This window comes from Novosphingobium sp. BL-S-19, from assembly GCF_055521675.1.
The window spans coordinates 3311663-3326413 of sequence record NZ_CM145498.1 but is presented as its reverse complement, the minus strand read 5'-3'; the positions used below and the strand labels follow the sequence as shown (position 1 = coordinate 3326413).

Below are 14751 nucleotides of genomic sequence, written 5' to 3'. Positions count from 1 at the left end.
TGCATATTTGTGACGATGAACGGGGATTTGACCATCTGCGACGCCCGGCCGGACGATGCCGGGGCCATCGCGTCGATCTATGCGCACTACGTGCTGGAAAGCACCGCGACTTTCGAAACCGAACCGCCTGCGGAACTGGAAACGCGCCGCCGCATCGGCGCGACGCTGGATGGCGGATACCCGTTCCTGCTGGTGCGCGACGGCAACGGGGACGGCCGCGTGATCGGCTTCGGCTTCGCCCAGCGCTACGGCCCGCGCGCCGGCTATCGCTATAGCGTGGAGACGACGATCTATGTGGAGCCGGGCTGCGTCGGGCGCGGCATCGGCAGTCAGTTGCTGGGCGCGCTGCTGGACCAGTGCGAGGCGCGCGGGTTCCGGCAGGCCTTCGCGGTGATCGCGGAGAGCGAGCCGGCATCGGTGGTACTCCACGCCCGCGCCGGCTTCCGTCCGGTGGGCACGCTGGCGGCGGCGGGCTGGAAACACGGCAAGTGGCTGGACGTCTTCGTCATGCAGCGCCAGTTGGGCGAGGGCGACCAGACGCTGCCGGAGCCGGAAACGATGCGGACCGGCACGGACGGCGCGCGCTGATCTGCGGATGAGTGGCTTTAGCCACGAAAGTCGATGCGGTTGGCTAGGATCACGGCCTGCGTGCGGCTGAAGACCTGCATCTTCTGCAGGATCGCGGAGACATGGGCCTTCACCGTCGTCATCGAGACATCCAGTTCGTAGGCGATCTGCTTGTTCAGCATCCCGGCGGTGAGCCGGCCCAGCACCACGCGCTGCTGCGGGGTCAGGCTGTCTATCCGCGCGCGGATGGAGGCTTGCTCGGCCGCATGGGCATCGGGTTCGGCAGTTTCGATCAGGGCAGGGCGGTAGATCGCCCCCGCCAGCACCTGTCGCAAGGCGGAGAGAAGATCGCCGGGCTGCAGCGATTTCGGAAGGAACCCGGCCGCGCCCGCCGCCAGTGCGCCGTGGATGGCATCGGGATCGGTCAGGCCGGACACGATCGCCACCGGCGTTTCCGGAAACCGCGCGCGCAGGGTTTTGAGGTCGGACAGACCTTCGCGCCCCGGCACCGGCAGGTCCAGCAGGATCAGATCGACCTTGCCCGCCCCTGCCATGCGCTCGGCCGCTTCGGGCAAGTCCGCCGCCTCCAGCACCGCGCAGCCGAATGCCTGTTGCAGCACCGTGCGCAGACCGTCGCGGACCAGAGCATGACCGTCGATGACGATTACGCGTTCCGGATCACCGAGCTTCACCGGCACGGCACGTCCTCCCCTGGTTGCCCCTGCGCTGTCGTCCCGGATTTTACGCCGATACGGACCGGCCTGCCACGAAGGCATGATCGGGACTGGAGCAATTCACCGGATGGGCGCGCAAAAGGTCACGGCCCTGTCACACGCGCGCGGCATAGGCGCGGAGGTAATGGCTTCTACGGATCTCCCTGACAGCCTGGAAGACGAACCGCAGCCGCTGCGGCTTGTGGTTCTTGCCGGGCACGGACCGCGTTCCGCCCTTCGCGGGGCCGACGCGCTGGCCCAGCATTTCGGGCAGAGCCATCGCTGCCTCGTGCCGTTGGCCGGCCGGCCGCTGATCGCGCATATCCTGCAGACCGCCGCGCAGCACCCGCGCGTCACCAGTCTGGCGATCTGCGTGGAGCGGCAGGCGTTCGATCCGGTGTGGGATGTGCTGACCCAATTGCCCGGGCGCGGCACCGTGGCGCTGGTGGAAGCGCAAGCAGACATTGCCGCCAGCGTGCGCGCGGCGGCGAAGGATTGGGACGGACCCTTGCTGGTCACCACCGCCGATCACGCGCTGCTCTCCGCAGACTCGATCGATGCGATGATCGCGGCGCTTGAGGCGGCAGACGTGGCCTTCGCGCTGACCCGGCGCGAGGCGGTGGAGGCCGCGCATCCTTCTGCCGGTCGCAGCTTCATCGCACTGCAGGACGGCGAATTCGTGGCCTGCGACCTCTACGGCATGGCATCGGCGCGCTTCGTCGATGCCGTGAACGTGTTTCGCGGCGTCCGCACGTCTGACCGCGAAGGGCTGCGCATCTGGCGCGCGATCGGGCTGGTGGGTTTCGTGATGGTGCGGCTGGGCATGGAAACGCTGTCCGGCGCCGTCATCCGCGCCTCGCGCCGGCTGGGCATGCGCGTGCGCGCGGTCGTGCTGGCGGACGGCACGCAAGCGATCGATGTCGACGATGAGCGGACGCACGCCATCGTGCGCGACCTGCTGCATGATCGGGGTGAGCAGGCGGACCCGAGCCGGGAAGCGGGCAGAAGCGCAAAGGCGGCTTTCGCCTGACGCACTGCGCCGGTGGCCCGAAGGCTTTGTTAGATCTCGATTTTCAGGGATTTACCAGGGTGATGGTGCGGTCGAGAAGACTCGAACTTCCACGGGCTTTCGCCCACAACGACCTCAACGTTGCGCGTCTACCAATTCCGCCACGACCGCACTGATCACCGGGGCTGTTTGGAACCGCCCCGTGGTAGGAGCGCGCCACTAGCAAGGAGCTTCGGACCCTGCAAGCGATTCGGGTGCGATTATTTATGCACAGCGCGATTTTTTTCCGTTTTTGGGCGGAGAAGCGCGAAATTCCGGGGTTTTTGCGAGAAAGAAAATTGCGAATGCTTGTATTGGTGGGCCGGAGCGTGGGTAGGTGACGCTCCGGCAGTAGGGTCCGCGGCATCGAAATCGTGCCGGGCAGGGCGTTGGGAAGCGGCGATCCGATATAGCCGTCGTGCCAACGCTACGGCTCCAATCCACCCCAACCCCGTCATCCCCGCGAAGGCGGGGATCCCGCTTTTCTTGCGGCATACGAGAGGGTGCAGAAGAAAGCGGGGCCCCCGCCTTCGCGGGGGCGACGAAGTGGTTTGAGTAAGCCCACCTGTTTCGCCGCCAGGCGGGGCGCCGTTCTGGATTGCTTCGGCGGCTTCGCCCCCTCGCAACGACGAAGGGGGCGATTGAGGGAGTGCCTCAACGGTTGCCGAGGTCGCCCTTGCCCACGGTGCCGCTGGCCATCTCCAGCATGCGGTCGAGGCTTTTCTTGGCGTCGAGGCGCAGCTGCTCGTCGATTTCGATGCGCGGCTCCAGATCGCGCAGGGCGATGTAGAGCTTCTCCATCGTGTTGAGCGCCATGTAGGGGCAGATGTTGCAGTTGCAGTTGCCGTCCGCACCGGGCGCGCCGATGAAGGTCTTGTCCGGGATCGCCAGTTGCATCTGGTGGATGATGTGCGGTTCCGTGGCGACGATCAGCGTCTGGGCATCGGTGGTCTTGGCATATTGCAGGATGCCGCTGGTCGAACCGACATAGTCCGCATGGTCGACGATGTGCGGCGGGCATTCCGGATGCGCGGCGATCGGCGCAGTGGGGTGCTGCGCCTTCAGCTTCAGCAGTTCGGTCTCGCTGAACGCCTCGTGCACGATGCAGACGCCGGGCCACAGCAGCATCTCGCGGCCGAACTTGCGGCTCAGATAGCCGCCGAGGTGGCGGTCCGGCCCGAAGATGATCTTCTGGTCGGCGGGGATCTGCTGCAGGATCGTTTCGGCGCTGGAACTGGTGACGATGATGTCGGACAGCGCCTTCACTTCGGTCGAGCAGTTGATGTAGGTCAGCGCGATGTGATCCGGGTGCGCGGCGCGGAAGGCGGCGAACTTTTCCGGCGGGCACGAATCTTCAAGGCTGCAACCCGCTTCCATGTCCGGCAGCACCACGATCTTTTCAGGCGAAAGGATCTTGGCGGTTTCGGCCATGAACTTCACGCCGCAGAAGGCGATCACATCGGCATCGGTCTCTGCCGCCTTGCGGCTGAGTTCCAGACTGTCACCCACGAAATCGGCCAGATCCTGCAATTCGGGGCGCTGGTAATAGTGCGCCAGGATCACCGCATTGCGCTCCTTGCGCAGCCGTTCGATCTCGGCACGCAGGTCGAGCCCGGAAAGGTTGGCGGGAATTGCGGTCATGGTGTCCCTCTGTCTGGCCGGTCCGGTTCGATGTCGGAATGCCCGACGCCGGAATTTGCGGCCTATCTAGGGACGCTTGCCGCGATGCCCAAGTGGAAAATTCACCCCGCCAGACGGCTCGCGAGGGCGATCCACCAAGGCGTGACCGACAGCAGTTCCACCATGACGTGCGACAGCAGCACAACCATCGCCACCGCCATGGTGGCGGGATGGGTATGGCCGATCTCGCGCCGGTCGTGGCGGACGATCAGCAGGACCACGCCCAGCTGGACCACCATCGAAACCCATTCGCCCCAGGGCATGATCAGCGGCATCGGCAGCAATCGGCCCAGCGCGGGTTCCATCAGGAGTATGGTGGAGCCGATCATCAGCCGCTTGTGCCAATCGCTCTGCTTGCGGCGAGATACCGCCATGCCCACCAGCAGCGCGAAGAACGCGGCCTCTATATGGACGAGCGCCAGGAAATAGGCCGGCGTGAAGAACGGCGGGAACATGTGCAGTTGCAGCGCGGTCAGGCACAGGGCGCTAGCCAGCACGACCATCGTCGGCACCATCACCGCGCTGGCCCAGCCCAATTTGCGATGCAGGGCCAGTCCGCCTCTTCCAGCCAGCAGCGACTGCGTGGTCAGCAGCCCCAGCCAGGCCAGCATCGCCATGCCGTGCAAATGCATGACCAGCGGCGCATGGGCATAATCGACGAAACCGCGCAGGCCGAATTGCGCGAAGGCGAAGACAATGAAGGCCGAAAGCCCGATCGCCATCTTCTGCCAGAAGGAAAAGGCGCCGATCCGCGCCTGCGGCAAAGTTGCCATGGAAATCTCCCCACTCACCCGTTTTCACGGGCCCCATCTTTTTCGAGATGTGGGGGAAATACTTGAAAACGGATTCAGGAAATACGCCGTTTCGACGAATTACTCTTTCGCCGCGACGAGCGTCCAAGTGTCTTCTTGGCGATTTACAAGGCTTCTTCTTTGCAGATCAAGAAGATGGGCAAGAACAGAGCGTCCGGCGGCGGGCCATAGTCTTTCATCCACGCCCTTGTACATGCGCGGTACCATTTCGCCGATGGTGTGATGGCCGGCCTCGATCTGTTTCAGGATCTGGCGTTCGCGCTGGCGGCGGTGACCGATCATCCCGCGCACCAGCTGGCGGGGCTTTTCGACGGCGGGGCCGTGGGCGGGGAAATAGACCGCGTCCTGCTGGCGCTCATAGAGCTTGGACAGGCTTTCCAGATAGGCGGTCATGTCGCCATCGGGCGGGGAGACGACGCTGGTGGACCAGCCCATCACGTGATCGCCAGTGAACAGCGCGCCGGTTTCCGGCAGCGCGAAGCACAAGTGGTTGGAGGTGTGGCCGGGGGTGGCCACGGCTTCCAGGGTCCAGCCGTCGCCATGGATCGCCTCGCCATCGGCCAGCACGCGGTCCGGCGCGTAGTCGGGATCGAAGGCGGCGTCGGCGCGTGGGCCGTCGTCGTCCAGCGTCAGCGGCGCGCAGCCGATGATCGGCGCGCCGGTGCGGGCCTTCAGCGGCGCGGCGGCAGGCGAATGGTCGCGATGCGTGTGGGTGCAGGCGATGGCGACGATGCGGGCTTGGCCCACGGCGTGCAGGATCGCCTCGATATGTTCGTCCTCGGCCGGGCCGGGATCGATCACGGCGACTTCGGCGCCGTCTCCGACGACATAAGTCTGGGTGCCGGTATATGTGAACGGCGAAGGATTGCGCGCGAGCACGCGGCGGACCAGCGGGGCGATCCGCTCTGTCACGGCATAGGGCTTGTCGATCAGGTCCGGTGCGTTCATGGCGCCGATATGGTGATTTGCGCGGCCGGTGTCGAGGTTCGCGTGCACGATGGAAGAGGGATGTGGATGGCCAAGAGCGTGGCAGGTGAGGCCGAACTGATCCTGGTGATCGATGCCGGGACGACCTCCAACCGAGCGATGGTCTTCGCGCCCGATGGCAGCGTGCGGGCGACGGCCCAGCGCCCGCTGACCCAACACTATCCGCAGCCCGGCTGGGTGGAGCACGATGCCTCGGAAATCTGGCAATCGGTGCTGGCCTGCGCGCGCCACGCGGCCTCTCAAGTGGGCGGGGCGGCGCGGATCGCGGCGATCGGGCTCGCCAACCAGCGCGAGACCGTGGTGGCGTGGGACAAGGCGAGCGGCGAACCGCTGGCCCGCGCGCTCGTCTGGCAGGACCGGCGGACCGACGATTTCTGCGCGGCCTTGCGAGAGGCCGGGCATGAGCCCGCAGTGCAGGCAGCGACCGGCCTGGTGCTCGACCCCTATTTCTCCGCCAGCAAGATGCGCTGGCTGATCGACAATGTGCCCGAAGTGCGCGCGGCGGCCGACGCCGGGCGGCTGGCACTGGGCACGGTCGATTCCTGGCTGCTGTTCAAGCTGACCGGTGCCCATGTCACCGATGCCGGCAACGCCAGCCGCACCGCGCTGATGGCGCTGGATGGCAAGGGGTGGGATCCGGGTCTGTGCGATCTGTTCGGGGTGCCGTCAGCCGCCCTGCCGGAAATCTGCGACAGCGCCGGCACTTTGGGAACCACACGCGGCGAATGGCTGGGCGCGGCGATTGCGGTAACGGGCGTGGCGGGTGACCAGCAGGCGGCGACGATCGGGCAGGGCTGCCTTACCCCCGGCGCGACCAAGGCGACGTACGGCACCGGCGCTTTCGTGCTGGCGAACATGGGGGAGGTGCCGCCAACTTCGCGCCACCGGCTGCTGGCGACAGTGCTCTGCCAGTTGGATGGCAAGCGGACTTATGCGCTGGAAGGGTCGGTCTTCGTGGCGGGCAGCCTGGTCCAGTGGCTGCGCGATAGCCTTGGCCTGATCGACGCGGCGGGCGAGACCGAAGTGCTGGCGCGTTCGGTGCCGGACAATGGCGGTGTCGTCATCGTCCCGGCGCTATCGGGGCTGGGCGCGCCGCATTGGCGGCCCGATGCGCGTGCGGCGATCACCGGGCTGAGCTTTGCGGCCAGCCGGGCGCATCTCGCCCGCGCGGCGCTGGAGGCGATGGCGATGCAGACACGCGATCTGGCGGAAGCGTTTGCAGCGGACGGCGCGCGCTGGACGCATCTGCGGATCGATGGCGGCATGAGTGCCAACGACTGGATGGCGCAGGACATCGCCGACGTGTTGGACATCCCGGTGGAGCGACCCGGCTTCGTCGAAACGACCGCGCTGGGTGCGGCGATGCTGGCGGCGAGCGGGGTGGGTCTGTTCGCGAATCTGGGCGAGGCGGCCAGTGCGATGGCGGGTGAGCGCAGCGCATTCGTGCCCCGAATGGCGGCTGAAGAGCGCGAACGCCGGATTGCGGCGTGGATGAAGGCGCTTGGTGCCGTCTAGGTCGCTTTAGGTGTCGTCTAGGTCGTTTTAGGTGCTTAGCTGGCGAGGCGGCGTTCGATCCGTTCGCGCAGCTGTTCCAGCGCGCTCGGCATCTTCTCGTCCGCCAGCTTCCAGCTGCCCTCCAGCCGCAGCAAGCGGTCGTAAAAGCGGCGCGTGGTCTCCACCAGCGTGGCCACTTCGGGCTCCAGCATCGCCAGTTGCCGCGCGTCGGACTGGCGCATGACGGGGGACAGGCGGCCATGGCGGCGCAGCTGCAATTCGCTGATCTCGCCCATGAAATAGGCACGGTGATTCAGCAGCCAGGCAATCGCATGCATCATCCGGGTGGTGGTGCGCAGCCCTTCGCTGGAGAGGGCGACACGCGCGAAATCGTCATCGCTGACCGGCCTGCCCGAAAGCCTGCCCGCCGGCGCGAATGCGTGGCGGACTTCGTCTGACAGCAGCAGCGCCTCTGCATAGAGGGCGTCGACAATGCGCGGGTTTATGGTCGCGGTTTCGGACATGCGGCGCCCGATATTTCTTAACAACGACTCGCGCACAACCGCCCAAAGGTAAATTTCCAAACCTATTTCGCGATTGTCCCCGTTCGGCACGCTTCATCGCTAACGGCGGTTAACTGAATTCATTGGGAAATTTTGAAAGGGGAATCGGTTCGTCGGGGCGCTTGCGACAGAGTCCTTTGTCCGGACTGACGTCCGGAAGCGGCACCAGCCCACTCCCCCACCCGACCACCCATTAGGATACACTCGTGGGTGGTCGGGTGGGGGAGTGGGCTGGTGCCGCTCAAAACGGCCGGATGGCCGTTTTGCCCGACCGCAAGGTCGGACAGCAAATTACGCGATGATATCCGGGATCAGATAATCCTCGATCAGCGAAATCTGGTCTTTCAGCCGCAGCTTGCGTTTTTTCAGGCGGGCGATCTGCAACTGGTCGCCGGCGCCGGCGGAATTGAGCGCGTCGATCGCCGCATCGAGATCACGATGCTCGATCTTCAGCATTTCGAGGCGCTTACGCATTTCCTCTTCGGTCACGCCGGGGTTCCCTAGTCTCGATCGGCAGCCCTGATTCGGCTGCCAAATGGCCGTCTGCAGCTATTTTTGCGTTGGGCCCACTTAACGCAGGCGGCACGCAGTTCACCGATATGAAGCAATCACACTCTTCGCAAGATAGCGCGAATGTGGTTCGATCTCTTTCGCGCCGCATCCGTCGATGCCGAGTCGCCAAGAAGCCGTGGGTGCCGCGGCAGACAGAACATTCGGTCGTCGGGTTTCGGCCCGGTCAGCTTCGCGGAAAAGCTGGCTCGGGTGCGGCTCAGCCCCCCGGAGAAGAGGAGAACTGTCGATGGATAGTCGTCACGTCAACGCCCTGCAAAGCAAGCATGCCGGCCTGGAGCGTCAAATTCATGACGAAATGTGCCGACCCATGCCCGATGTCGTGATGATCCAGGCCCTCAAGAAGAGAAAGCTCAAGCTCAAGGAGGAATTGGCGCGCCATTGAGCATGACCGCTCGGTGATGCCGGCGGCGCCTTGTTTCCCGGAAACAGGGGCTTTCACGGCCCCTTTAAGGCGCCGCCACGCCGGGATTTCGGTTTTGTAATCGCTGATCGCCTGCGCGAATGCGCGACGTTCTCAGGATAACAGCTGATTTCACGGCTTCGCCGCGTTTCCAAAGCGCTCGCTTTCGGTTACTCGGGTAGCCATGACCAGCGGAGCCGTCGAAGCAGCCCGGAATATCCTCACCCGCCTCCATGAGGTCATGGCCTCGCGCAACCATGCGCAGTCCAAGCTCAACAACGTGGTGGAAACGATCGGGGAGTGTCTCAATAGCGAGGTCTGCTCGATCTATCTGTTGCGTGAAGGGATGCTTGAACTCTTCGCCACGCGCGGCCTTGCGCAAGAGGCCGTGCACGTCACCCGCATGGCTGTGGGCGAAGGTCTCGTCGGCTCGATCGCCGACCGGATCGAGACGCTGAACCTGGCCGAAGCGGCCGCACATCCGGACTTTTCCTATCGGCCGGAAACGGGCGAAGACAAGTTCCACTCCTTTGCCGGTGTGCCGATCGTCCGCCGCGAACGCGCGGTGGGCGTGCTCTGCGTCCAGCACGTAGAGCCGCGCCGGTACGAGGAAGTGGAGATCGAGGCATTGCAGACGGTGGCCATGGTGCTGTCCGAGCTGATCACCAATGCCGACCTTGTCGACGAAGACGATATCAACGCGGCGGGATCGCTGCAGTCCGGCCCGCAGCAGCTTCGCGGGCTGGCGCTGGTAAAGGGCCTTGCCTCCGGCGTGGCCGTCTATCACCAGCCGCGCGTCACGATCGAGCACATCGTTGCCGAGGATACCGAGGCCGAGCGCCAGCGCGTGATCCTGGCGTTCGACAAGATGCGCGAACAGATCGACCGCATGGCCAGCCAGGCGGAATTCGGCATGGGCGGCGAGCATGAGGAAGTGCTCGAGACCTATCGCATGTTCGCCTACGACGAAGGCTGGACGCGGCGCATCAACGAGGCGATCGATTCCGGGCTGACTGCCGAAGCGGCGATCGAGCGCGTGCAGCAGCGGACCCGCATGCGCATGCGCCAGATCGACGATCCGCTGCTGGCGGACCGGATGCACGATCTGGAGGATCTGGCGAACCGCCTGCTGCGGATCGTTTCGGGTCAGCTGGGCACTGCCGCCTCGATGGGGCTGCGCAACGACGCGATCCTGATCGCGCGCAACTTGGGCCCTGCCGAGCTGCTGGAATACGACAAGCGCCGGCTGAAGGGCGTGATTCTGGAGGAAGGCTCGCTCACCAGCCATGTCGTCATCGTTGCGCGGGCCATGGGCATTCCGGTGCTCGGCCGCGTGCGGGGGCTGCGCGGCGTTGTGCGCGAAGGCGATCAGTTGCTGCTCGATGCCGATCAGGCGACGACGATGGTACGCCCGCCCGCCGGCGTGATCGAGGCATTCGAAGCACGTTTCGCCGAGAGCCGCCAGCGTCAGGCCGCCTATGCCGCACTGCGCGACGTGCATCCCACCACGCGTGACGGTACGCGCGTGCAGGTGATGATCAACGCCGGCCTGCGCGACGACATCGCCAATCTGACGATGACGGGCGCCGATGGCATCGGACTGTTCCGCACCGAGTTCCAGTTTCTGGTTTCCGCCACGCTGCCCTCGCGCGAACGCCAGACCCGGCTCTATCGCGATGTGATGGAGGCGGCGGGTGAAAAGCCGGTCAAGTTCCGCACGGTGGACATCGGCGGCGACAAGACGCTGCCCTATCTGCGGCATGACGATGGCGAGGGCGAGGAGAATCCGGCGATGGGCTGGCGCGCGCTGCGCGTCGCGCTCGAACGAGAGGGGCTGCTGAAAGTGCAGGCACGAGCGCTGCTGGAAGCGGCGGCGGGGCGCACGTTGCACGTCATGTTCCCGCTGGTGGCCGAACCCTGGGAGTTCGATCAGGCCAAGGCGGTGTTCGAGGGGCAGCTGGCTTATCTGCGCAAGCAGAAGAAAGTGCTGCCCGAAGCGATCCACTACGGCGTCATGCTGGAAGTGCCGGCGCTGGCCGAGCAGTTGGACGTGCTGGCGCCGAAGATTTCGTTCCTGTCGATCGGCACCAACGACCTCACGCAGTTCCTGTTCGCGGCCGATCGCTCCAATCCCAAGCTGGCGGAACGCTACGACTGGTTGAGCCCGGCGATCCTGCGCTTCCTGCGCCGCGTGGTGCGCAGCTGCGAAGGGCACAACGTGGAAATCGCGGTCTGCGGCGAAATGGGTGGTCGCCGTCTGGAGGCACTGGCGTTGCTGGGGCTGGGGATTCACCGGCTGTCGATCACGCCGGCCTCGGTCGGTCCGATCAAGGATCTGGTCGGCAAGGTCAATCTGGCGGAAATCGAGGCTGCGGTGGACGGCTGGCTGGCCGAACCGCCGCGCGATCTGCGCGCAGCGCTTACCGCCTGGGCCGCCGAACGCGGCATCGCGGTGGAATGATGCCGAGGCTGTTGTGGAGTGGTGAAAAGCCTCCGCAATGGCCGATTGACACGGGTTTGACTTGCGGGGATGTTACTTACCGTGCACGGGGTCGCATCCGCCGCAGATTTCTGAGAGAATAGTCGGCGCCCCGATTGACTTTGGGAGGCTGCCCGGCTTGGTGTCGATCCCGGTTCGGAACTGTCAAACTCACTGAATTCCCTTCGGGAGCGGAATGGAACACGTCGAAAATCAAGATGCGGGCGATCAAGCGCTCAGGAATGCGGACATCACCGTAGGCACCGTGCTGACACGCGCGCGTGAGGCGGCGGGCCTGTCGCGTGCCGATATCGCCATGCAGACCAAGATCGCCGAACGCCATCTGGCCGCGATCGAGGAAGACCGGCTGGGTGATCTGGCCGCGCGCACCTATGCCGTGGGCTTCTCTCGCGCCTATGCTCGCACGCTGGGGCTGGATGAGAAGGAAATCGCCGAGATCGTCCGTCGCCAGCTTGAAGCGGAAGGCGGGCGCGAGCCGGTTGTGGTCCACGATTTCCAGCCCGGCGATCCCGCCCGCGTTCCTTCGGCCAAGCTGGCCTGGTTCGCCGGCGCCGGTGCGCTGTTGGTGATCGTGCTGCTCGTGGTGTTCTGGGGCAGCTATCTCTCGCCCGAGGGCAAGCTGCCCGATCTGCTTTCGCCCAAGCCCGCGCCTGCGCCCACTCAGGTGGCTGTGCCGGTTCCGGCAGCTACGCCCACCGCTGCGCCCACCAATGGCCCGGTGGTGCTCACCGCGACCGAGGAAGGCGTGTGGGTGCGTGTGACCGATGGCGCCAATCGCCTTGTCGAAACCACGCTGAAAAAGGGTGAAAGCTGGACGGTGCCGCAGACTGCGCAAGCACCGCAGCTTCGCACCGGCCGCCCCGATGCCCTGGCGCTGACGGTCGGCGGGCGGGCGATTCCGGCGCTGGCCGACAAGCCGACGGTGATGTCGGGTGTGTCGCTTACGCCGGCGGACCTGGCTGCGCGGGCCAATCCGCAGGCTGCCGCTCCGTCGGGCGCGGCGCCCGCCGCTGCCCCGGCTGGCGCGTCCGCCGGCCAGCGTGCGCCTGCCCGCCCGGCCTCGCAGGCGACCGTGCCGGTGACCGAGGCGAACCCGGCGCCGGTTCCCGGCAACGACGCTGCGGCGCCGGCCGCCGCACCGCTTTCCACGACTTCCAACTGACCCTGCCTCGACAGGGGGCGCATCTTGCGGCACCCCTGTCCGCAGGCTTGGTTAATGCCTCGTTCGGAGCGGACGCGGCAGCCTTGAGCCGACCGACCTGTCGACCGATCTGCCGCGCGGCAGGGGCGGCGTAAAGGGGGCGTGTCAGCCGGGCATCGCCCGAGACGGAGATGATTTTGCAATGACTTCTTCACTGAACAGCGTGCGCCGGATGCGCCTTGCCGCGACCGGCGTTGTCGCGCTGGCCCTTGCCGGCGTGAGCTTCGCCGCGCCCGCGCAGGCGCAGGATGGTTCGACCGATGCCCGCCTCAAGAAGGTGGAGACCGAAGTGCGCGCGCTGCAGCGCAAGGTCTTCCCGGGGGGCGACGGCAAGTATTTCGCGCCGGAAATCACCGCTCCCGCCGCCACGCCGACCCCGGCGCCCGGCCAGCCCGCTTCCACGCCGGTCAGCGACATGCTGGTGCGTCTGGACGCGGTGGAAGCGCAGATGGCGCGCCTGACCGGGCAGGTGGAGCAGAACACCAACCGCATCGACCAGCTTGAAGCCAAGCTTGCTGCAGGCATGCCGGCGCCTGCTCCGGTTCCTGTCGATCCCGCTGGCCCGCAGCCGACTGCCTCTCAGTCCAACCTGTCTGCCATGGGCGGCACCCAGCCTGCCGTGATGAAGCCCGCCGCCAGGCCGGCCGAGCTGAAGCCGGCGGTGGAGACCAAGCCGGTGGGTCCGTCGAACTCGCGGATCGACGGGGTGAAGGCGGTCGTCAAGCCGCAGTCGGCCGACGCTGCCGATGACGAATATTCCTATGGTTTCCGCCTGTGGGAAGCGAAGTACTATCCCGAGGCCGAGCAGCAGCTGAAGCTTTACCTCGAAAAGTATCCCAAGCACGCCCGCGTCAGCTGGGGCCGCAACCTGCTCGGCCGCGCCTATCTGGATGATGGCAAGCCGCTGGAAGCTGCCAAGTGGTTCGTCCAGAACTATCAGGCGGACAAGCGCGGCGATCGTGCGCCGGACAGCCTGCTGTACCTCGCGATCTCGATGAAGCAGATGAAGGACACCAAGCGCGCTTGCATCGCGCTGTCCGAATTCAGCGAGACTTACGCCGCAGAGGCCGCCGGCCGCCTGAAGGGTCTCTACGATTCCACGCGCAATGGGCTCACCTGCGCCTGATCTTCGCTTGATACCGGCACCGGAGGCGGTTGAACGCTTCCGTGCCGGGATCGAGGCGATCTGGCCGGAGCTGGCCGATGAAGCCGCGCGATTGGGTGTGGCCGTGTCAGGTGGGCCGGACAGCACGGCGCTGCTGCTGCTGGCCGTGGCGGCACTGCCCGGCCGGGTGGAAGCGGCCACGGTTGACCACGGACTGCGCCCCGAAAGCGCGGGCGAAGCGGCCGATGTGGCGCTGCTGTGCGGGCGGCTGGGCATTCCCCATGCGACGCTTTCCGTCACCGTCGCGGCCGGCAATGTGCAGGCGGAGGCACGTGCTGCGCGCTATGCTGCGTTGGCGGATTGGGTCGCGGAGCGCGAGCTTAGCGCTCTGACCACGGCGCACCATGCCGACGATCAGGCCGAAACGCTGCTGATGCGGCTGAACCGGGGCAGCGGTGTCGCTGGATTGGCCGGGACGCGCGGGCGGGGGCGGGTGCCGGAAACCGCGATCCCGCTGCTGCGCCCGGTGCTGGATTGGCGGCGCGCGGAACTGGGCGAGGTGGTTGCGGCAGCGGGCCTGGTGGCGGCGCAGGATCCCAGCAATTCAAACGACCGCTTCGATCGCGTGCGCATCCGCAAGGCGCTGGCCGATGCGGATTGGCTCGATGTGGCTGCCATTGCCCGCAGTGCCGAGAATCTGGCGGATGCCGATGCCGCGCTGGACTGGATGGCGGCGCTGGAATGGCGTTCCTGCGTGAAGAAGGAACCGATGGGGCTGCGTTATCGCCCTCAGGCCCCGCGCGCGGTGGCGCTGCGGGTCTTGGCGCGCTGCGTGGCCGAACTGGGTGGGGATGAGCCACGCGGCAGCGCCATCGCGCGGTTGTTCGACACGCTGTGCGAGGGCAAGCCGGCGTCGATCGGCGAACTGGTCGTGCGGCCGAATGCGGGCGGGTGGAGTTTCGCCAAGGCCCCGGTGCGCGCGGCGAAGAAGATCAAGGGCTGATTGCGGGGCGGTTGCCGAGGAGCACGCCCCGCTATTCCGGAATTCCGCCACCAAATCCCGTCATCCCCGCGCAGGCGGGGATCCCGCTTTTCTTGCGGTATACGA

14 protein-coding genes and 1 tRNA gene are annotated in these 14751 nt (G+C 66.0%); 8 read left to right on the top strand and 7 right to left on the bottom strand.

The window, feature by feature from the left end:
• The first annotated feature begins 15 nt into the window (after nt 1-15).
• On the top strand, nt 16-588 hold the full coding sequence (locus tag ACZ1JV_RS23870; protein ID WP_465150815.1) for an N-acetyltransferase family protein: 573 nt from the start codon (nt 16-18) through the stop codon (nt 586-588).
• A 17-nt stretch (nt 589-605) separates the two neighbouring features.
• Here the strand turns inward: ACZ1JV_RS23870 and ACZ1JV_RS23865 are convergent, their stop codons facing one another.
• Complete coding sequence (locus ACZ1JV_RS23865; RefSeq protein WP_465150814.1) at nt 606-1265, bottom strand: response regulator; 660 nt, start codon at nt 1263-1265, stop codon at nt 606-608.
• Nucleotides 1266-1425: 160 nt separating this feature from the next.
• Here ACZ1JV_RS23865 and ACZ1JV_RS23860 point away from each other — a divergent pair, with 160 nt between their 5' ends.
• The gene (locus ACZ1JV_RS23860) at nt 1426-2310 is read left to right on the top strand and encodes an NTP transferase domain-containing protein (RefSeq protein ID WP_465150813.1); all 885 of its coding nucleotides are present in this window, start codon (nt 1426-1428) and stop codon (nt 2308-2310) included.
• 63 nt (nt 2311-2373) lie between these two features.
• On the opposite strand, the gene ACZ1JV_RS23855 is transcribed toward ACZ1JV_RS23860, so the two are convergent.
• The 4 genes from ACZ1JV_RS23855 to ACZ1JV_RS23840 form a co-directional block, all read right to left on the bottom strand.
• Nucleotides 2374-2460: transfer RNA gene (locus tag ACZ1JV_RS23855), tRNA-Leu, on the bottom strand.
• Nucleotides 2461-2982: 522 nt separating this feature from the next.
• Nucleotides 2983-3969, bottom strand: a complete 987-nt coding sequence (gene nadA, locus ACZ1JV_RS23850; protein WP_465150812.1) for a quinolinate synthase NadA — start codon at nt 3967-3969, stop codon at nt 2983-2985.
• A gap of 101 nt (nt 3970-4070) precedes the next feature.
• Entirely contained in the window at nt 4071-4781 is a 711-nt protein-coding gene (locus tag ACZ1JV_RS23845) for a hypothetical protein (protein WP_465150811.1), read from the bottom strand.
• 99 nt (nt 4782-4880) lie between these two features.
• On the bottom strand, nt 4881-5768 hold the full coding sequence (locus tag ACZ1JV_RS23840; protein WP_465150810.1) for an MBL fold metallo-hydrolase: 888 nt from the start codon (nt 5766-5768) through the stop codon (nt 4881-4883).
• 66 nt (nt 5769-5834) lie between these two features.
• Between ACZ1JV_RS23840 and glpK the strand changes: the two genes are divergently transcribed.
• Nucleotides 5835-7322, top strand: coding sequence for a glycerol kinase GlpK (gene glpK, locus ACZ1JV_RS23835; protein ID WP_465150809.1), 1488 nt, complete (start codon nt 5835-5837; stop codon nt 7320-7322).
• Between the two features lie 35 nt (nt 7323-7357).
• Here glpK and ACZ1JV_RS23830 read toward each other — a convergent pair whose 3' ends face one another.
• On the bottom strand, nt 7358-7825 hold the full coding sequence (locus ACZ1JV_RS23830) for a DUF1465 family protein (RefSeq protein WP_465137323.1): 468 nt from the start codon (nt 7823-7825) through the stop codon (nt 7358-7360).
• A 330-nt stretch (nt 7826-8155) separates the two neighbouring features.
• The gene (locus ACZ1JV_RS23825) at nt 8156-8353 is read right to left on the bottom strand and encodes a YdcH family protein (protein ID WP_395395682.1); all 198 of its coding nucleotides are present in this window, start codon (nt 8351-8353) and stop codon (nt 8156-8158) included.
• A 310-nt stretch (nt 8354-8663) separates the two neighbouring features.
• Here ACZ1JV_RS23825 and ACZ1JV_RS23820 point away from each other — a divergent pair, with 310 nt between their 5' ends.
• From ACZ1JV_RS23820 to tilS, 5 genes are all read left to right on the top strand, one after another.
• Entirely contained in the window at nt 8664-8819 is a 156-nt protein-coding gene (locus ACZ1JV_RS23820; RefSeq protein WP_465150808.1) for a DUF465 domain-containing protein, read from the top strand.
• Between the two features lie 202 nt (nt 8820-9021).
• Nucleotides 9022-11298 carry a phosphoenolpyruvate--protein phosphotransferase gene (ptsP, locus tag ACZ1JV_RS23815; protein WP_465137325.1) on the top strand — a complete coding sequence of 759 codons (2277 nt, stop codon included), beginning with the start codon at nt 9022-9024 and terminating at the stop codon, nt 11296-11298.
• Nucleotides 11299-11512: 214 nt separating this feature from the next.
• Nucleotides 11513-12499: a helix-turn-helix domain-containing protein gene (locus ACZ1JV_RS23810; protein WP_465150807.1), complete on the top strand. Its 987-nt coding sequence runs from the start codon at nt 11513-11515 to the stop codon at nt 12497-12499.
• A gap of 181 nt (nt 12500-12680) precedes the next feature.
• Complete coding sequence (locus ACZ1JV_RS23805; RefSeq protein ID WP_465150806.1) at nt 12681-13664, top strand: tetratricopeptide repeat protein; 984 nt, start codon at nt 12681-12683, stop codon at nt 13662-13664.
• Nucleotides 13645-14646 (top strand): tRNA lysidine(34) synthetase TilS, encoded by a 1002-nt coding sequence (gene tilS, locus ACZ1JV_RS23800; protein WP_465150805.1) that lies wholly within the window; start codon nt 13645-13647, stop codon nt 14644-14646. Before ACZ1JV_RS23805 ends, tilS begins: the two co-directional genes overlap by 20 nt.
• Nucleotides 14647-14751: the final 105 nt, after the last annotated feature.

What these genes read in the sequence shown, in the direction of transcription:
- ACZ1JV_RS23870 (WP_465150815.1), top strand. Translation starts at nt 16, where the DNA reads ATGAACGGGGATTTGACCATCTGCGACGCCCGGCCGGACGATGCCGGG.
- ACZ1JV_RS23860 (WP_465150813.1), top strand. Translation starts at nt 1,426, where the DNA reads ATGGCTTCTACGGATCTCCCTGACAGCCTGGAAGACGAACCGCAGCCG.
- nadA (WP_465150812.1), bottom strand. Translation starts at nt 3,969, where the DNA reads ATGACCGCAATTCCCGCCAACCTTTCCGGGCTCGACCTGCGTGCCGAG.
- ACZ1JV_RS23845 (WP_465150811.1), bottom strand. Translation starts at nt 4,781, where the DNA reads ATGGCAACTTTGCCGCAGGCGCGGATCGGCGCCTTTTCCTTCTGGCAG.
- ACZ1JV_RS23840 (WP_465150810.1), bottom strand. Translation starts at nt 5,768, where the DNA reads ATGAACGCACCGGACCTGATCGACAAGCCCTATGCCGTGACAGAGCGG.
- glpK (WP_465150809.1), top strand. Translation starts at nt 5,835, where the DNA reads ATGGCCAAGAGCGTGGCAGGTGAGGCCGAACTGATCCTGGTGATCGAT.
- ACZ1JV_RS23830 (WP_465137323.1), bottom strand. Translation starts at nt 7,825, where the DNA reads ATGTCCGAAACCGCGACCATAAACCCGCGCATTGTCGACGCCCTCTAT.
- ACZ1JV_RS23820 (WP_465150808.1), top strand. Translation starts at nt 8,664, where the DNA reads ATGGATAGTCGTCACGTCAACGCCCTGCAAAGCAAGCATGCCGGCCTG.
- ptsP (WP_465137325.1), top strand. Translation starts at nt 9,022, where the DNA reads ATGACCAGCGGAGCCGTCGAAGCAGCCCGGAATATCCTCACCCGCCTC.
- ACZ1JV_RS23810 (WP_465150807.1), top strand. Translation starts at nt 11,513, where the DNA reads ATGGAACACGTCGAAAATCAAGATGCGGGCGATCAAGCGCTCAGGAAT.
- ACZ1JV_RS23805 (WP_465150806.1), top strand. Translation starts at nt 12,681, where the DNA reads ATGACTTCTTCACTGAACAGCGTGCGCCGGATGCGCCTTGCCGCGACC.
- tilS (WP_465150805.1), top strand. Translation starts at nt 13,645, where the DNA reads ATGGGCTCACCTGCGCCTGATCTTCGCTTGATACCGGCACCGGAGGCG.